Source organism: Bdellovibrio sp. HCB-162, from assembly GCF_047344985.1.
Classification (GTDB): Bacteria; Bdellovibrionota; Bdellovibrionia; order Bdellovibrionales; family Bdellovibrionaceae; genus Bdellovibrio.
This window is the reverse complement of the sequence record NZ_CP178861.1, coordinates 176,402-195,037: the sequence shown is the minus strand read 5'-3', so window position 1 is coordinate 195,037 and position 18,636 is coordinate 176,402. Positions and strand designations below refer to the sequence as shown.

Sequence of the window (18,636 nt, the reverse complement as noted above, 5' to 3'; positions counted from 1 at the left end):
AGCCTTTTTTGCAAGTTTGTAAAAATCCTGATCATTCGTGAAGACTTCCGTCTTAAATATAAACGATTTAATGCATGGCATACCTCGTGAAGTAAAGATTCTGTGAAGAATGAATTAACCAAATGCAATGATCGAAAGGATCTCCAAAATGAAAATCACTAAACTTGCAACTGCAGTTATGACCACTCTAGCCCTTGGAAGCACAGCTATGGCTGCCAGCTCAGGCACTCTTTTACTTCAAGGTACTGTCAGCGCCATCAATGACGTTGTTGTTACTGCGAACGGCACAAACAATACGACTTTGAATATCGTAGCTGGTGAAGCCGGTAAAAACGTTGCTTCAGTTGCTGAGACTTCAAATAACTTAGCTGGTTATAAAATCTTTATCTCTTCACCAACAGGTGGCGAGCTAAGACACACAGTAGATGCTACTAAGAAAACAACTTACAAAATCGGTTATGATGGCGCGACCGCTGTAACACCAACAATCGCAGGTGTTATGGTTAAGAACGTAACTTCATTAGCTGGTTTGACAAACGACACATCAGACGTAGTTGCAGAAGTTACAGCTTACGCTTCGGCTCCAGCTGGTACTTACCAGGACACATTGACGGTATCTATCGTCGCTAACTAATTGAGATTTTCAATAGCGTACTTTAGAAGGCCTGCTTTAAAAAGCGGGCCTTTTTTATTCTGAGGATTGTACTGTAAGAGTGATTGTATCTTGATACGTTCCCGTTTGTGTAACCGAAACCGTACCGATTGTCGCAGTCACCGGTATAACCTGACCGCTTGCCGGTGAAACTCCGAACTCTCTAAAAACTTGAACCGGAGAAGAAGAGGAACCATTCAAATTGACAGAACTTCCTCTAAAAGTAATCGAGTACGGAATATATTGATTCTGCGTTTGATGTTTAAGGCGTCCATTATTTGCTGACGAAGCATACAGAGTGTAACCTGCGTTGTATTTTAAAATCACGTCCGCACTACGACTGATTCCTGAAGTTATAGTTCCAAAGTTCATCGTCTCTGTCGTGTCATTAATATTAAAGGCCGCACCTGTGGCGACAACGGAAATGTCCACACGTTTTGGGGCATTATAGTTAAAAGAAATACTTCTAGATTCAACGAACGTATAACTTGAAATCGTTCCACGATAAAGACTTGCGGTGATTGTTTCAGTGTAATTTCCAAAGCGCAGCCATGGATTTGTCGTGTTTAAAATCGCCCAATAAGAAACGCTCACTTGTCGATCACTACTTCCATCAGCTAAATAGCCCGTGACAACATCGCTATTGCTGAAGACATCCGGAAATCTTTTCAGAATTTGTGTAGCGGAAGAGTTTTTATAGAGCTGAAAAGGCCACTGACCACTTCCCGCTTTCAAACTTCGGCTTGTTGCTGAAGCGGAAGTGCCGTAATCAAAAGTGATAAAGAAATCGCAAGGCCCTGGGCTGGTGTTCGCCTTTACGGTCATTGTCGGTTGCATCGTTAAAGACGTCGTAAAATCAATATTTGTCTGTGCCGTCTGAAACTGCATGTTTGTACACTCAGAAGCCATCGAAGTTTGTCTCAGAAAAACTAAAAGAAGAATGAAGGCAAAATGTCTCATGGATTTCCTTCCTCTTTTACAATCACCTCACCGAGGTCTTGCTGATTCGCGGCTGCTTCCAAAACTTTGAAAGTAATCGGACTATATTCAGGATGATCTGTCATGATTTTATATTCACCCGGCTCCAGTCCCTCGATAAGGAATCCACCGTTTTTATTTGTGAAGAAATTATTGTCGACCAACTGACCTTGAGAGTTCACAACGTCGCCGGCAAAATATGCTAAAACTTCACCTTTGGAATTTTTCATTCTTCCTTTGACCATGACTTTTTTCTTTAAGTTCAGATCAATAAGAATGCCACTACGATAGGTTGATTGAGTGCCGAAGTACTCTTTGCCTAACAAGTAGCCGACAGGCAGCGAAGTAGAATCAACATTCACCGTATTTTTGTAATAGGCCGATTGATCCCCTAGAACTGTGGTATGACGAGGTCCTAACTGCGCATCGCCGTGCACGCCTCGCGGATTAATAACAAGTTCTTGTCCCGGTGGAAGATTTTCAGAATACAAAAGCACAAAGCTGTCGTTGATTGGCTGAGTGAATGCTCCACGCGAACCTACCCAAGCAAAGCCGGTGTTCAATCCCAAGCTTGTGGTGTTCGTGTCTTCCCCATTTTGATGGAGAGTGTAGTGTTCTAAGCGGACGCTGTAGGGTTGCGCCAGATATTCTGCGGAAAGATTTCCTGAAGTGCTTTGTTCCGTATTTGATACAGAGGCCGTGGCGCGGAAGTCGCCATATTTGTAAAGATTATTGCGATTGATTGCCACATTTGAACTCTTTTGAAGAGAATCATAGTAGGCACTTGCACTGTATTTACCTTGGCTTTCATTCCAATAAATAGAGACAAAAAATCTTTCGTCATCCGTCGCAGCGACTGTTTTATTGTAACTTAGCTCCAATCGCGTCTGCAAATTTAACGGCGTAATAAAATTCACACGGTAAACTCGTTGATTTTCTCCCAGAGGCATTTCAAGAGAACCTGCTCCGACACCAAACACCGAAGCTCCGCCGAAACGGAAGTTCAATTGTCCGTCGTAGCGACGCAAATAGTTGATCATTCCCAAATTCATCACCGAAACCGGAGAGAATTGTTTGTCGCGGTTTTCCGCTTCTAAAGTTAGAACGAGTGGAACATCTTGACCGAACATTCGATCTAAACTGCGATAGCGCAATCGCTCAGCATAGCCTTCCAATTGTGGAGATTGAGTGGAGTACGCCCCTTCAACAGAAAGATAACCCCAATTTGCAATGCCCGAAAATTCAATTCCTGTGAGGGCCTGAGATAAATAATTTTGATAGTTTAGGCCAAAAGTCACTTGATCATTCAAACCCATCCGATGAAACACAGTTCCCAGAGCTGCTTTGTTATCATAAGCTCGGTCAGCACCCGACTCTGTCCAAGGCAAACCAATTGCGTATGAAAATTCATGCACACCTTTACCTAAAAGTGTGTTTTCAAAAAGTACGGAAAAATCAAATGTCTCTTCTTGTCCAAGGTCGTCCCGAATTTTAACTTTGACGTTGTTCTGACCTGACGCCAGGGGAAAATCGCGAATATTAAAAATCCCAGGAGCTAACCGAATCTGGCTGAATAAAAATCCATTTACATAAATTTCAACAAGAGAAGGACGTTTAATGACGATTTCGGTGTTGCTAAGCGGGCGCAGGGTTTTGTAAGGCTGAATCGAGAACTCTTTTACAACCGAAAGACCCGCAATATTTGGAGAAACTTGAAAGCCGCGAGATCCCAAAGTCAAATCTCCTAAAGTATAACGAATCATACTTTCTTCGTCATCATAACGAAGACGCGTGTCCTGGCGTTTCCAAGGGTGATTGGCGTGTTCTAAATAATCCGCCATGGATTCCAAGACGACACCATGTACGTTTTCTACAAAGTCCACATGACCGGCGATAGGAAGTTTCTGATCTTCAACGGCATTGCCGTATTGATACGACTGCTGTGCGCGGAAATTAAGATATCCACTTTGCGCTGTAGGGCGAAGAAACGACTGCTCCGTCCCTTCCATATAATTAAGATTCAGATCACTGCCTCTACGGTACTTAAGAGGCAGATCCAGACGCATTTCCAAAGAGTTTTCATCAAACTGCACGCTCAAACCAGAAGATTCTAAATCGTAAAGACTTAATACCCCTTCCGGCCTCACTCTTTTTTCAAGATTCTTAAAAAGATCTTCTTTAAGAGTCGGACGAAGACCTTCCAGCAATGGTCTTGCTTCGACAGAAAAATTTTTCTTTTCGTCACGTGGAAAAATCCAAGCCTCGCCGAGCAAGGCTCCGTCCAACAATAAAGGGGCTACCAAGTAAGGCTTTGCCAACGCCGGGCGAGGGCCTTCAGCAAATGCCGATATAAACGGAAGAAGCAAAACTAAGACGAGACTTAGACAATATCTCAATCACCGATCTCCGCAAGTTCAAGCTCTCCACGATTCGGAGAACCTATGATCTCCTTTGCGGAATGCACAACAATATTTTTTTGCGAACCGGAAAGTAAATTAAGGCCGTCGAATTCTTTGGGATTCTCGACTTCAGAGACAAGCTTTTCCCCTGCGAAGAGCTTAAGTTTTTTCACTTTCAAAACTTTATGAGCCGCGCCTTCGTTGATCACTGTGACGGAAATTTTTTTAGCGTCTAAATGTTTAATTTCTTTCACCTTGATCTTTGCGACAGCTCCTTCGGGAGTGACGTATGCAGAGGCAACATACTGAAGGAGAAAGTTCAGATTTACACCCGGTTTTTTGGGTTTGGAATTTCTATCACGAAACTCCACGGGAAGTTGCGAGGCAATAATACGGTATGATTTTTCCGAGGCCGTTATCTCTCCCGACCACGTCACACGCACATTCCTTTTTTCATTAGGTAAAAGAACAACTTGTTCAGGATAAATTGTAAAGTCGTCCGTTTTTTTTCGAACCTCTTCACCTTTCTCATTTTCAGTTCGAGTGAAGGCTTCGATTTGAATCGGCGTTTTTTCTCCGCCGGGATTTTCCAAAGTCAGAACTTGCGTTGTTCCTGAACCTGTCGGCGAAAAATGAATGACCATAGGAGAAAGGCGAAATGCGAATGAAACGTTCGGAAAAGTTAAAGCCAGAGGAATTAAACCTCTTAACAGAATTTTGATCATATAAAATAGGTTATGCGAAGAATGATGAAGCGAATATCGCCATTTTGGGTGAATATGAACAACTGGCCTTTAGGCAGTCAGGCGCAAATCCTTACGGCGCAGAGACTTCAACGATGGAGGCGGGTGCGCGTTTTTGAATTTTAACTTTCAGCTCTGGAGAACTTTTCGAAACGACCTTTGCTGATCCCTCTTTGGAAGTTTCAATACTCACTTCAGCGCGAAGGGGAACCGTTCCTGTCAGATAAAGGCTTTTGCTTTTTGCAAAAGCCGCAGAGGAACTGAGAATAATGAGAATGCACCCAAGAAGTTTCATACCTCACTTCTCGGAGAATCTAGACCAAAGCTTTAGGCTAAAGGTTGAGGATGCTTTTCTTGAATCGGCGGGTAAACCGGAATAATCACGATAAACTCAGTGCCTACGCCCACTTCGGAGCGAGCCTGAATTTCTCCCCCGTGATTTTGTACGATACCGTAAGAGATACTAAGTCCAAGACCCGTTCCTTGCCCAACCCCTTTTGTCGTGAAGAAAGGATCGAAGATTTTCTCCAAAGTCTCTGCGGACATGCCTTTGCCGCTGTCTTGAATTGAGACTTGCACCCAACCACGACGGTCTTTGGAGCCTTTGTAGTCTTTCAAAGCTGTGGTTGAAATCCAAATATGACCCGTGCCTTCAATGGCTTGAACAGCGTTCGAAAGAATATTCATAAAGACTTGATTAATCTGACTTGCGTAACAGTGAATCAACGGAGTTGGTTCATACTGTCTATGAATTTCAATGCGGTTTTTAATTTCACCCTGCAAAAGATTGAGCGTTGTATCAAGACTTTGATGAACGTCGATTTCCTGCAGTTTTGCTTCTTCCAAACGAGAGAAGTTTCTTAAGCCCAAAACAATATCGCGCGTACGGCGTGCGCCGTCCTGGCAAGACGCTACCAATTTTGGAAGATCTTTGACGATATAATCAAATTCGTATTCTTCTTTAAGAGCGTGCAGCTTCGGAGGATCTTTTTCAGCAACTTCCGCAAGCTCAATCAATTTCTCTGAATATTCTTTAAGGTGAGTCATGTTGCTGTAGATAAACCCAATGGGATTATTCAATTCATGCGCAACACCGGCGACAAGCTGGCCCAGACTGACCATTTTAGCCGAGTGGACGAGTTTTGTTTGTGTGTCTTTCAATTCTTTGTTGGCAGCTTCAAGTTCCGTGATTTTTTTTCGGAGATCCGAACGCGCTTGCCAGATCTTTTTACTCATCTCGTTGAAAGATTCAGTGAGAAGGCCAATCTCTGTGTCGTTTTTTACGGGAATGGTTACTAACTGCTCTTGCGACTCAAAAGACTGCAGAGCTTCAACCAGATCATAAAGAGGCTTCAGCACCCAGCTTGAAGTCACCAGAATCGTTAGAATTAAAAGCATGATCACAGCGCCCACGACCGTGATAAACGCGTAGTTCACGTTTTTTAAAACTGCTTTGGCTTCGCTTTTTGAAGCCCCTAATGCCACGTAAAATTTTGTAATACCCCAATCAATCGGATAAATTAAAAATCCATAAGGGGTTGTGCGCACGTTCAAATCAAAAAACGGTTCAGCACCGGGACGGAAATAAGGCTTAAAGAAATCTTTTTTATAGAGATAAAAATCTGGATGGCTCGCCACCACGACTTGTCCGCCCTCTTTAAACACAATGAGTTCCAATTTCAGGCGGTTCTTCATTTTGTTGGCAAACGCTTTATCCAAATCCACAATCTGTTCCACATAACCGACTGAGCGTCCTCCGGCTCCTGTGATTTTGGAAATAAGAATGAGATTTAGTTTTTGATTTTCACCGAACTCTGCCAGCGCGATTTCTTTTTCATCTTTCACCTGCGCCATGTATTTCGCGGATAAAAATACGGCATCTTGAACGGGAACGAAACTGCGCACGTTTTCTTTATCGTCTTTAAAAACGGATGCGAGCATGCGACCTTCACGATCAAAGAACGTGAGGCTAGAAATATTGTCCGTCTTAATCCACTGCGAAGTCAGAGAACGAATCGTCGCCCCGTCCCCGACGGTCACGTGATAGATCAGACTTGGATCACGGATGTACTTGTCGCGTTTTTGTTGAAGGCTTGCGCGCAAATCTGAAAGAACCAACTCGATTTCGCGGGCATTGCCACTTAATCGTTGGGACAACTCATGGTCGATGGCTTTTTCATATTTCACCATCGAATAAATTGTAACAAAAGCCAAAGGAACGACAGAGAAAAGAACAAACCAAACGATCAAGATCGTACGCAATGATCTTTTAGGTTTCTTCCTTAGGGTTTTCACTTTTTAGCTTCATCCACTGTGATAATCATACGCACGATCCCGTCAGGCATAACGCGCGGATGTTTTTCTTTACCGATCTTAGGTTTTCCATAAGTTCCTAAGAACGTCAGTAGATCCTGATATTTTGCTTCAGGAATTGTGAAGTGATAGTACATTGATCCCGGCGTTTTTTTCCAACCGAGTTCCACGGAACCGGCTTTACGACCGCCTAGTTCATTGATTTTTTCAGTGATCTTCGGACCGATGACGTCAATATTAGTCACCGCAATTTCACCACGATAAAGAAATCCGCCAGAAGCCGCGGCTGGAGCTGTTTCAGCTGCAGGTTTTTCTTCTTTTTTGGGAACAGACGCTGTTGTTGCCGCAGTCGTCGCCGTTGGAGAAGGTTTTGGCGCTTCCGTCTTAGCAACCGCTGTTTCTTTGGCCGCTTCTTTTCCGTGCTCTTTCGGAGTTTCTTTGCTTACACCTTCATCGATAAACTCTGGTTTTTCTTCAACCACGGGAGGCGTTTCTGAGGACGTATTTTTTGAAACTTCTGCCAAAACAACTTCTTTTGATCCCGTGCCTACACCCAGCTGCATAACTTTTTGCCATGGAGTCACCGTAAGCAAAGTCACTATGGCCACGACAACGACAAGAGCTTCCAATCCCCACTTCAAACCTTGAGGCCATTTATCGAAGTTGGATTTTTGCATCAAAACTGAAAGATAACTTGAAGGAGCACTGATTTGCGCGATGATCGGTTGAGACACCACCGTGTCGGCCAATCGTTCCGCATATGTTTGACCATTCTGAATTTTCGTTAGATCTAATTGAGCGTCTCGTGAAAATTTCACGTGATCTTCAACGGCCGCGCGACGTTCTTTATCCAGACTGCCAGAAAGATAGTCATAAAGAAGTTCATGGCCAATAAAAGGAGAAATCTCCCTTTTGCCTTTTTTGGAAAGTGGAATTTTATTTTCCTGCTGAGCCATGCTTTAACTTACTCACACCTTGAGTCATGCTTCCCAATTTACGAAGCGCCCGTCCCAAACGATAGCGAATCGTGCCTTGAGTAATCCCCAAGCCTTCTGAAATATCATCATCTTCAATTCTTAAAATTTTAGACCAGATCACAGTTAAAAGCTCGTCCTCGGAAGCCGATTTTTGAAATTCGCGCCAAGGGCCTAGATCTATGCCTTCGGGAATCAACCAACCGGATTCAACAGACGTGTTCGGACGACCACGAGCCACACGCGCTTTGTAGCGGTCCCACACTGATTTGGTGGCAGCCACAATCGCGACAGAATTTTTTAAGTTAGGATTTCTTTGTTTGCGAGCTCGACCAAGGGCCAGAGCCTGGGATGAAGCCTCTATCGCTTTTTGATCATCGAGCAAAGCAAAGTAGAAAAACAAAGCGATAGATTGTACGTCGGCCTCAGTCATTGACACCTTTTTTACAAGAGAAGCTGTCCAAAAATTGGAAGCAACTTCTTAATACTAATCGACTGTAAGCTGTCTGAGAAGGTCTAGCTGGTCGAGAACTTTACCCGAACCCATCACAACACAACTCAGTGGATCTTCTGCGATAGAAACTGGGAGTCCAGTTCTCTCTCTCAAAAGGACATCCAGGTTCGCAAGCAATGCTCCCCCGCCCGTCAATACGATACCGTTATCCACGATATCAGAAGCAAGTTCTGGCGGAGTTTTTTCAAGTGCTGTGCGAACAGCGTCGACAACTTCAGACAAAGGATCCATCAAAGCATCGTTCACTTGCGAAGAAGTGATTTCGATTGTCTTAGGCGCGCCCGCTACGAGGTCACGGCCTTTGATCTCCATGGATTTTTCTTCTTCGAATGGATAAGCGTTTCCGATTTGGATTTTGATGTTTTCAGCAGTTCTTTCACCGATCAACAAGTTGAATTGGCGGCGAACGTAGTTCACGATCGCTTCATCAAATTTATCACCGGCAACTTTGATTGATTTACAGTAAACGATACCGCCCAAAGAAATCACCGCGACACCTGTTGTACCACCACCCATATCGACAACCATGTTGCCTGATGGTTCCGTGATTGGAAGACCTGCGCCGATCGCCGCTGCCATTGGCTCTTCGATCAAGTACACTTCACGAGCGCCTGCGGATTGAGCTGCTTCTTTCACCGCGCGTTTCTCAACTTGAGTGATTCCGTAAGGAACACAGATGATGATGCGTGGACGGATGAAAGATTTTTTCTCGCCCAAAGATTTTCCGATGAAGTATTTAAGCATGGATTGAGTCACTTCGAAGTCGGCGATAACACCGTCTTTGATCGGACGAATCGCAACGATGCTTCCAGGTGTACGACCAAGCATGTCCTTGGCTTCTTTACCTACAGCAAGAACACGATTCTGCATTCCGCGATAATTTTTTTGAACCGCAACAACAGAAGGCTCATCGAGAATAATCCCGCGTCCTTTGACGTAAACTAGGGTGTTCGCGGTGCCAAGGTCGATGGCAATATCATTCGAAAAATAATCTTGAACTTTGTCAAAAAAACTCATGCTGACTCTCACTTTTCATTCCAAGTCTAGGAGCGATGAAAAGCAGAGTCAATGCAGATATTTAGACCTAATTTCAGTTATTTTGACGCGGGCGCACAAGAGACCACAAGATCGGTCCTGGACTGACGGCCTTGATAGCGAACTTGCAGACCTTCGTTCAAGGTGCTTTCCGCTTTCAAAGTTTTATCTAAATCCACCTCAATTGCTTCAATCTCCACTCGCTCCTCTTGCCCTTGGGATGCGGGTTTCAGACGAACGACAATGGATTCTCTCTGACGACTGCGGAAAATTTCTTTTTGAATTTCGTGACGAGTGTCCCAGGCAAAAACCTCTTCTTTAGAAGGGCTGCGATCACTCATGTCACCCAAGCGGTAGGTACAGCGCACACGACTCAAGTCGACTTTCGATTTTTTGAACGACTTGTCAGAAAGGCACACCGTCTCGACTTCCTTTTCCATATTGTAGTTCGTCACGACCATGCGAATTTGCGATCCTAAACCAGAAGTTACAGAGAAGGTGTCCATGCCTTTTTTTTGCTGCAACTGAATCTGACCCATAGCCGAATAAGTTCCCGACGCTGGCGTCATGACGAAGCTCGCTTTTCCATAAGAATCGACCGCAGAAAAAAGAATATTGTAGGACTGTTGTTTACGCGCATCCCAGAAAATGTCGCGGAAGCTCTGGCGTCTTTGTGGGTTAAACGGGTTGATGTTGTCAAGGAACGTGCGATCTTTCAAATCCATGCCGTTCACAATACAGCGGGCTGTGCTTGCCGCCGGCAACATTCCTGGATTTGCAGGTTGAATCGTTGTGCAACTGCGATTGTAGCCTTCGATACGAAGTTCGCGAGCACAGTTATTATTAAGAGCATCATTCAAAAGAGCGTCGCAATATTCTTTTTTTGAAAGGAGTTTGTGTTTTCCTGTCGAGCAACCGTTGAACTTGTATTCGTAAGTAAATTCACCGACGACATCAGGAACTGTCGTCGTTGGAGCCGGGCTGTTGGGTGTAATGGGAGTGACCGGAGCGTTTCCGCCGCCACCGCCATTTGAGCAAGCACTCAGAGCCAACGTGAAAATCGTCATTGCTAAAGGCATATTTAATTTCATAACAAACTCGTTTTCAAAAAACGTCCTCGGCGAAAAAGGAGCAAATATGGGACCACTTCAAAAATGACTGTCTTGCAATATAAAGCAGATCTTCACGTGACAAGAACCTAAAGTGTCTTATTCTTAGACAGTGGTGACGCAAATAAGAGATGACTTAGGCGCTCTTTTTGAATTCTAAAAAAGATATGACAAAACCCTTACTGAAAAATGTTTTAGCGATATCTCACAGACTTTTCCTGTCGAGCCTTTTGACGTCGCTGACCGTTTTAGCGCCCGCTTCTGTTTATGCGAAAGGCCCTGCTTGCGGCCCTTTATTTTCTGCTGAAGGCTCTGCAAAATCCCCAGCGATTGATGGCTCGTGGAGAAAAGTTTCCGCAGATTTATTTATGGGGTTTCGATCCAACGCTCCTCACTACTGGAACTGGCTTCGCTCACAAAAGTCTCCGCTCCTTGAAGCCCGTGGGGTTGTTTCTGGTGATCCGCACATTCTAAACTTTGGCGACATTCCTCTTAAAAATGGCAAGCGTGAATACGCCTTGATCGACGTTGACGACTCCGGTGTGAATGCTCCTTTGGCGGGAGATTTTTTAAGATATTTCGTTGGAAATCAGATTTCAGGATTTAAAGTACACCCCAAAGATCTTTACAATGCTTACTTAGATGGCTTGTCAGGTCAGACCATGGCGAAACCGGATTATCTAACCTCTGTGGAATCCAAATCCGCGGACAAGTTCAGTCAACGACAAGAAAAGTATTTAGATAAGATTTCACAGAATAAAAAATTTAGCGGCAATGCACCGGTCTCTTCATTGACGACGGCTCCTAAAGAAATTCAAGACCTTTATAAGCGGTCTTTAGAAACATTTAAAAATTTAATTCAAGATCATTCTATTTTGGATGTCGGTTACCGCATCAAGGATTCAGGCGGCAGCATGGGACTTCCACGCTTCTGGTTTTTGCTTGAGAAAAAAGGACAAAGACATGTTTGGGAGTTTAAATTAGAAACGGATCCTGCCTCTTCTCTCTTTGCCGTTCAACCCGATGCTTTGGATCGTTTTACTGAAGTCAGCAAAGTTTATCGTCCTTCTGAAAAAGCAGCCGGGCCTTATGGTTTTATCCAAAGTGGAAATGATGTCTTTTTAGTTCGTGAAAGATTTGACGTGTATTTTGATTTAGATCCGGCAAAGGCCGTCAGCAAAAAAGACATCCAGGATGGACAGGAGATGTCTCTCTATTTAGCAAATCAAATGGGATTAAGGCACGGAGCTCAGCAAGACGGCACAAAACTTCTTAAGAGCTTAGAAAAATCTGGCTCTTATGACAGCTTTTTAAATCTTGCCAAAGATTATGCGAACCTGATTAGTCAAGAAAATCAGTAAATCTTAGAAGTGTTTTTTCCATTCCACTTCGTGAGCCATGTATTCAGTAAGCAGGTGCTTTTCTTCTTTAAGGCGAGCTTCGTTCCATCCTAGTTTTTCCTGGAAGACGGCGCCGATTTCATCCATAAACTTCACACCGTGATTGCGGTCCGCCAAGAAGAGCGGCACCCGGCGCGCGTAAAAATCACTCATATGCAAGCACATCGTCATGTCGATGGCTTGAGCCGCCTCAAGTTGCCAGTACGAATAATTTTCTGGATACTTATTAAGAATTTCTGCGGCTTCTAAACCATAGCGCTCTGCTAAAAGACGGATGTCCGCCAGAGGTCTTCCCGTTTCTTGCGACCACGCATCAGCTAAACCTTGCGCTTGGTGGAAAGCATCCACACTTGTGTAAGGATTGAGTGGAACAGCCGTATTTGTTTTTGCAAATTTCACGCGGTCTTCAAATGTAAAATCGTGAAGCGCTTTTGTCACAGTCTGCTCGCACATCAAACGGTATGTCGTGTATTTTCCACCGGCTACAAAGGTAATCCCGCGTGGATCGTTGATGATCGTGTGTTCACGACTTGTTTTACCTTCCGTTGAAGATCCATCATAAACAAGCGGACGAACTCCGGCGTAGCTTGCAATCACATCGTGGGCTGTGATTTCAGCGCCGGGGAAATAATGATCCGTGATCGACAAAAGATATTTCACATCTTCTGGAGTCGTTGTGACGTTTTCAGGAGATTCTTTGAAGTCGGTATCCGTGGTTCCGATAATGATCATCTCATGACGAGGAATTCCGAAAACAATACGATCACTTTTTTCTGCGGCCATCACAACCGCACTTGAAAGTGGCAAACGGTGTTTTGGAAGTGTCAGATGGATGCCTTTTGTCGGACGAAGAATCTTTTTCCAGTCCTTCAAAAGTTTTTCACCCACTTCATCTGTCCAAGGGCCGACACTGCTAATAACATGACGAGCTTTGATCGAAAATTTTTCGTTTGAAACTTGATCTTCACATTGAACGGCAGAAATTTTTCCGTCTGTAAATGTCGCGCCTGTGGCTTTTACATAGTTGGCACAAAGGGCTCCCATTTCATTTGCGGAACGCAAGGTCTCGTGAACCAAACGGTCGTCATCCATGTAAGCGTCGGAATAAATATAAGAACCCAAGAGATGCGTTGAGCGTATCGCCGGCATTCGACTTAGAGACTCTTTAGCATTTAAACGTTCATGCATTTCGGGCGCTTGAAACAAAGAAAGTGCGTCGTAAAGCCACATGCCCAAACCCATTTTGAACATGCCGACACGGCTTTCTTCATAAAGTGGAATCATAAAGCGCAAAGGATGCACAAGATGCGGCGCCATTTCAAACAAACGTGTCCGCTCGTTGAGAGCTTCAAACACGAGTTTAAATTCCATGTTCTCAAGATAACGAATTCCACCGTGAATAAGTTTGCTCGATTTAGAAGAAGTGCCTGAAGCGAAATCACGCGCCTCGATAAGAGCGACTTTCATTCCGCGAGCGGAAGCGTCTCTGGCGACACCCGCTCCGTTAATTCCTCCTCCGATAATCACCAGATCAAATTCCTGCGTTTTCATCTTGTTGATATTCTGGATACGATTTGCGAAAGAGAAATTTTTCATCGGATTATCCTTTCGTCGTCTTCACGGAAAGAGTGCCGGGCTGCCAAGTTTCAGGCTTAAAGGATTTCACAGAGTTTGGAATGCCATTGTCGTTCGGAAAGTAAACTCTTTGTAGATGTTTCTCACGACCCAACTTGTAAGCAAGCTCACATAGTTCGTCGCGCGCCTGCAATGAGCAGTGCTGCACGTGCTCGACCCACAAAGACTGCGTCTGCCCGTCCAAAAACAACAGCGGCTGAGCAATGAAATAACCCATGAGCTTGTTGCTTTCCTGATCTCTGGCAAGAAAACTCCAGCCAAGAGCGATATAGTGATTCAAAGCTTCAACGCGAAATTTGGAACTCCAACTCGCCATCATTCTTTCCATCTCATCGGGATAAGATTCCTGAAGCTTTTTATTTTCTAAATCTAAAATATCCTGCAAATCGTCCGCTTGAATCACACGGCAAAAAAGGCTCATGGCCTGAGGTCTCCTTGTCATTTTCCTGTTCCTATTTCATACTAAGAGAGTATGAAATACAAAGACTATTCCACCGACATTTGGAACCGCTTAAATACGACACTAGACCAAGTTTTGAAAGAGGATTCTTCTCCTGTCGCCGCATTCGACGCCGACGGCACTCTTTGGGATATTGATTTGGGTGAAACGTTTTTCCATTATCAGATCGACAACAAACTTGTGTCTCTTCCGCCTCACCCTTGGGAGACCTACGAGTCGATGAAGGCCGAAAATCCGCAAAAAGCCTACCTTTGGCTAGCTCAAATCTGTCGCGGTGTAAAACTGGAGCAAGTGCACCAGTGGGCGGTGGAGGCCGTTAAAGGACAATCACCACTGCCAGTTTTTTTAGAACAAAAGAAACTGATCGATTTATTTCTTTCGCGCGGTGTTCAAGTCTATGTCGTCACCGCTTCCGTAAAATGGGCGGTAGAACCGGGCGCAGAAATTCTGGGACTTAAGAAAGACAATGTCATCGGTGTTGAAACTCGCTTGGATAACAGTGGAGAAATCACGGAACTCCAAAAAGGTCTGATCACTTATCGCCAAGGGAAAGTGGATGCACTGCTAGAAAAAACCAAGGGCAAGCTTCCCTTCTTTGCTTCGGGCAATACGATGGGGGACTATCACCTTTTGCAAACAGCCACACATCTCAGTCTTGCCGTGAGTGCCGCGTCTCGCGACGACAAACTTTTTAAGACTGAATATGAGCTTCAACAAAACGCTGAAAAATTTGGATGGCTCGCTCACCGATTTGTGTGAGTTATATTTATAAGATCATACCATTAAGGACTGCTTGTGTCGGATTCTGCTAAGAAACTATCTTATGGGATTTTCGGAGTTTTCTTACTTTATTGTATTTTGGGGTTTCTGATCGTTCCGTGGGTTACGAAGAATCAAACCGAAAAAATCATCGAAAGTAAATTTGGCGTAAAACCCGAAATCCAAAAGGTCTCTTTTAACCCCTTTACTTTTGAGATGACGGTGGAGGGTTTTAAACTTCCTGCCGCGACTCAATCCGAATCCAAGAACAGACTTGAGTGGGATCATTTTTCTATCAAGCTTGAGGTCTTTCCTCTTTTAAAAAAAGAAATCCGATTTTCTTCGGTCGTCATTAAAGCGGCTCAAGGTCAGTTCATTATCTATAAAAACGGAAAAACGAATTGGGCGATGAAAGAAGAAAAGCCCGAGGCCAAGTCTCAGGAAAAATCCAATTGGATTTTAACGTTAGAGCAGATTCAAATCGAAAACAGCGGTCTTGATGTTTTAGACAATACTCACTTGCGACCTTTGGATTTGCCTCTGGGTCCTGTGAATTTAAAAGCCTCCAACATTAGTACTTCCTTAAACTCGCAAACTTCGTTGAACAGCCTTCTTTTCTCTGTCGGAGAAAAAGGTCATGTCAAAGTCAGCGGAACCTTGAGCCTTGATCCCGTAGCCGCGAATATTAATTTGGACGTGGCGGGTCTTCCTTTGGATTTTGTAACGGCTTATCTTTCTGACAAAACTTATTTGACACTCAAACAAGGCAATATCGATCTTTTGGGAAATCTTAAATACCAAAAGGGTATCGTTTTTCTTGAAGGTGGCTCGCAGATCCACGATTTGAGTCTGACCCAAGAAGGTGTGGAAGAACCTGTGGTTTCTTGGGAAAAGTTAGATCTGAAAGATATCAAATTTAAAACCGAGCCTCTCAGTTTTCAAGTCAGCGACGTGCAACTTGTAAAACCCCGCACAGCCGTGATTTTAAATAAAGATGGCACATTGAATTTTAAAACGATCTTAAGAACTTCCAATAAGACGGAATCACCAGAGACCAAGTTTGCTTCCAGCGAAGAATCAACTTCCCAAGTAAAAACGGCGACAGTTGCACAAAAGTCTTCGGCATTTGACTATCTTGTTTCCAATTTAACTATTACCGGTGGAGCCCTTGATTTTGCCGATCACCAAATCAAACCTCACTTTGCGGCTCACGTGCATGAGTTAGATGGAACGATTGGACCGATTTCTCCTGTTACAACTCGCAAGATCAATATTGCTTTGACAGGAATGGTGGAAGCCTATGGAAAGTTCAAAGCTCACGGTGATTTTACTCCTGGAGACAAAAGACCGAGCCTTGATTTGGATGTGAATTTTCACAATATTGAACTGACGACATTCACGCCGTACTCCGGTCGCTTTATGGGTTACGAGATTAAAAAAGGAAAACTCTTTTTAGATCTCAATTATACTTTGGTGAACAATCGCATCCGCGGAAAAAACCAGGTTCTTTTAGATCAATTTACATTGGGCGATAAAGTTGAAAGCGAAAAAGCCACGAACCTTCCGCTGAAACTGGCGTTGGCTTTAATGAAGGATCGTAAAGGTCAGATTAAGTTTAAGCTTCCTGTCGAGGGAGACGTAAACTCCCCGTCTTTTTCTTTTGGAAATTTGATTTGGACGGCCATTAAAAACATGCTGATCAATATCGTGGCGGCTCCTTTTGATTTCCTTGCAAGCCTTATCGGAGGCGGACCGGATTTGCAAATGGTGTTCTTTGAACCGGGAACAAGCACTCTTGCCGCAAATCAAACTGAAAAAATCGAACAACTTGCCAAAGCTCTTGATGAACGCCCAAATCTTTCTTTGGAGATCAAAGGCGAATACCAAAATCAGGATATCGAGGCTTTGCAAAAGAAGAATCTGGATGTTCAATTAGAACCCTTTCTTAAAAAGAATAAAGGTGATCGAGCCGTGGCCGTTCGCGCTTTTGCAAAAACAAACTGGAAAAGAGCCGAGTATAACGATTTTGCTGACGCTTATGAATCAGCACACGGGAAAAACGAAGAAGGTTTAGCGCAAGAGATTGAGAAAAAACTGACGAGCTCTATTGTAATTTCAGATGAAGAACTGAGAGCCCTCTGCCTTGCCCGTGGAAACGTTGTTATGAAGGCACTTCTAGATAAAAAAATCACTGCGGAACGCTTGTATCTCTTGGCTGGAGCGAAAAGCGAAGGCGATAAAGCCTCACACGCTCTTCTCACAATTAAAGACAAATAAGCCTTCTTTTGCTCCAGGTTGAGACAAGGTTTCCGCGAAACGTTGTCTAAAGAGTCGACAAAAAAACTGAAACTATAGTTCTTTTTTTGAACGCCGAAATCAACACTATGAATACACATCATGGTGCTGCGGCAAAAAAATGGGGACTTAGTTTTATCACTCTTACTTTCTTGAGCTCAACGGCTCTCGCAATGGGAAGTCGACTTCCTGCAAGCGATAGCTCTTCTGGTTCCAGCACAGCGGCGACACCTCCTCCAAAGATTGTTCGCACTCCAGCAGCTCTTCCCGCGGCACCTCTGACAAGCGCCTTTCAAGTGGATGTATGGAGAGACTCAATTGAGCCTGCCATCAACACTGTTGAAAATTATTATAAAATCAATCAGCTTCCTAAAGATCGCTCCACAGCGGGTTCTCATGAAGTCGACTACTGCGATACGAATTTAGATAATAAAAGAAATTTCGGTGAGCGCATTGGTTACATGGTGGAAGTGAACTCTCGTCCGATGAAATCTCCATTGGGTTATGTTTCTAGTTATTTCCAAATTCCTAAAGACCAAACGCAATACTATCCAACAAGTCTTTTGAGTCACAGAATGTGTGATGTCACGGCAGCGACTTTAAGCAAAACTTTGGATGGTCGCAAAATGCCAAATGCGACGGATATCAAACGCGCACAAACTTGGATCGCTCGTTATAATCAGTATCGCGATGAGGCTTTGGCTGGAAATCGTGATGGTTATATCAAGTTACAAAAACTTTGGGGTAAGACGATGATGTGTCTTGCTCACGTGGAATCACTAACAACGGCTGATTCCTCAAAGAGTCAGTCTACGGCGGCAAAGTTTGCTCCTTCAGATTACCGTCGTCCGGCAGGCGTTGCCTTCTATGATGACCCTTATCAATCAGATCCTGCCTCGAAATTAAATATCGGTCTTTTCCAGTTTGGTACTGTTGCTGGTGGAGATCCTCAAGGTTGCATTCAACAGTGGAATGAACTTTATCCAACATGCCAAATTGCGAAAAATACGGGCTGGCAAGAAATGGTTCGTCTTTTCGGAAGTTCGTATCAAACATTCAACGCATTTTGCGGCGTGAACTACATGTTGCAAAACTTCAGCGTGCAAGTGAACACGACGAATTCTTACCGCACACATCCTAGCAACTTGGTGAATGGAAAATTGAAGGCTCCGGCTGAACGCTGTGTGAGCTTGCACTTTTCATCTAAAGTCAGCTACAACCACTTCGGTCCTCTGCAAAACGTTATGGGCGACACCATCGGTATCTTGATGAAATGCGCTCTTCAAGAGGAATAATCTTTCCCGCAAGTCCTGAAATCACTGCCTGATATGGCTTATAGGCGAATTCACAGATTTTCTCTTGAATTCGCC

At 44.0% G+C, this 18,636-nt stretch carries 16 protein-coding genes; 5 read left to right on the top strand and 11 right to left on the bottom strand.

Annotated elements, in window-relative coordinates; genetic code table 11:
• The first annotated feature begins 148 nt into the window (after positions 1-148).
• Complete coding sequence (locus ACLSSO_RS00960) at positions 149-634, top strand: hypothetical protein (protein WP_295906064.1); 486 nt, start codon at positions 149-151, stop codon at positions 632-634.
• Between the two features lie 54 nt (positions 635-688).
• On the opposite strand, the gene ACLSSO_RS00955 is transcribed toward ACLSSO_RS00960, so the two are convergent.
• From ACLSSO_RS00955 to ACLSSO_RS00915, 9 genes are all read right to left on the bottom strand, one after another.
• The gene (locus ACLSSO_RS00955; RefSeq protein WP_295906062.1) at positions 689-1,612 is read right to left on the bottom strand and encodes a spore coat protein U domain-containing protein; all 924 of its coding nucleotides are present in this window, start codon (positions 1,610-1,612) and stop codon (positions 689-691) included.
• Positions 1,609-4,026 (bottom strand): fimbria/pilus outer membrane usher protein, encoded by a 2,418-nt coding sequence (locus tag ACLSSO_RS00950; RefSeq protein ID WP_413943802.1) that lies wholly within the window; start codon positions 4,024-4,026, stop codon positions 1,609-1,611. Before ACLSSO_RS00950 ends, ACLSSO_RS00955 begins: the two co-directional genes overlap by 4 nt.
• Positions 4,023-4,754, bottom strand: a complete 732-nt coding sequence (locus ACLSSO_RS00945; protein ID WP_413943801.1) for a fimbria/pilus periplasmic chaperone — start codon at positions 4,752-4,754, stop codon at positions 4,023-4,025. Before ACLSSO_RS00945 ends, ACLSSO_RS00950 begins: the two co-directional genes overlap by 4 nt.
• Before the next feature lie 91 nt (positions 4,755-4,845).
• Positions 4,846-5,067 carry a hypothetical protein gene (locus ACLSSO_RS00940; RefSeq protein ID WP_413943800.1) on the bottom strand — a complete coding sequence of 74 codons (222 nt, stop codon included), beginning with the start codon at positions 5,065-5,067 and terminating at the stop codon, positions 4,846-4,848.
• Between the two features lie 32 nt (positions 5,068-5,099).
• Positions 5,100-7,067: an ATP-binding protein gene (locus ACLSSO_RS00935; protein WP_413943799.1), complete on the bottom strand. Its 1,968-nt coding sequence runs from the start codon at positions 7,065-7,067 to the stop codon at positions 5,100-5,102.
• On the bottom strand, positions 7,064-8,041 hold the full coding sequence (locus ACLSSO_RS00930; RefSeq protein WP_413943798.1) for a zf-HC2 domain-containing protein: 978 nt from the start codon (positions 8,039-8,041) through the stop codon (positions 7,064-7,066). The genes ACLSSO_RS00935 and ACLSSO_RS00930 overlap by 4 nt, the downstream gene beginning before the upstream one ends.
• A complete protein-coding gene (locus ACLSSO_RS00925; RefSeq protein ID WP_295902047.1) occupies positions 8,022-8,492 on the bottom strand; it encodes a hypothetical protein in 471 nt (156 codons plus the stop codon). Before ACLSSO_RS00925 ends, ACLSSO_RS00930 begins: the two co-directional genes overlap by 20 nt.
• A gap of 54 nt (positions 8,493-8,546) precedes the next feature.
• A complete protein-coding gene (locus ACLSSO_RS00920; protein WP_015089392.1) occupies positions 8,547-9,590 on the bottom strand; it encodes a rod shape-determining protein in 1,044 nt (347 codons plus the stop codon).
• Between the two features lie 77 nt (positions 9,591-9,667).
• Positions 9,668-10,699, bottom strand: a complete 1,032-nt coding sequence (locus ACLSSO_RS00915) for a hypothetical protein (RefSeq protein WP_295902053.1) — start codon at positions 10,697-10,699, stop codon at positions 9,668-9,670.
• 167 nt (positions 10,700-10,866) lie between these two features.
• On the opposite strand from ACLSSO_RS00915, the gene ACLSSO_RS00910 reads away from it, so the two are divergent.
• Complete coding sequence (locus ACLSSO_RS00910) at positions 10,867-12,078, top strand: hypothetical protein (RefSeq protein WP_413943797.1); 1,212 nt, start codon at positions 10,867-10,869, stop codon at positions 12,076-12,078.
• Positions 12,079-12,081: 3 nt separating this feature from the next.
• Here ACLSSO_RS00910 and ACLSSO_RS00905 read toward each other — a convergent pair whose 3' ends face one another.
• Together ACLSSO_RS00905 and ACLSSO_RS00900 are read right to left on the bottom strand one after the other, a co-directional pair.
• A complete protein-coding gene (locus ACLSSO_RS00905; RefSeq protein ID WP_413943796.1) occupies positions 12,082-13,713 on the bottom strand; it encodes a glycerol-3-phosphate dehydrogenase/oxidase in 1,632 nt (543 codons plus the stop codon).
• Between the two features lie 4 nt (positions 13,714-13,717).
• Entirely contained in the window at positions 13,718-14,173 is a 456-nt protein-coding gene (locus ACLSSO_RS00900; protein ID WP_295902062.1) for a hypothetical protein, read from the bottom strand.
• A gap of 51 nt (positions 14,174-14,224) precedes the next feature.
• On the opposite strand from ACLSSO_RS00900, the gene ACLSSO_RS00895 reads away from it, so the two are divergent.
• From ACLSSO_RS00895 to ACLSSO_RS00885, 3 genes are all read left to right on the top strand, one after another.
• Positions 14,225-14,971 carry an HAD family hydrolase gene (locus tag ACLSSO_RS00895; protein WP_295902065.1) on the top strand — a complete coding sequence of 249 codons (747 nt, stop codon included), beginning with the start codon at positions 14,225-14,227 and terminating at the stop codon, positions 14,969-14,971.
• A gap of 36 nt (positions 14,972-15,007) precedes the next feature.
• Positions 15,008-17,248, top strand: a complete 2,241-nt coding sequence (locus ACLSSO_RS00890; protein ID WP_413943795.1) for a DUF748 domain-containing protein — start codon at positions 15,008-15,010, stop codon at positions 17,246-17,248.
• A gap of 107 nt (positions 17,249-17,355) precedes the next feature.
• Positions 17,356-18,561 (top strand): hypothetical protein, encoded by a 1,206-nt coding sequence (locus ACLSSO_RS00885; protein WP_295902070.1) that lies wholly within the window; start codon positions 17,356-17,358, stop codon positions 18,559-18,561.
• The last annotated feature ends 75 nt before the right edge of the window (positions 18,562-18,636 follow it).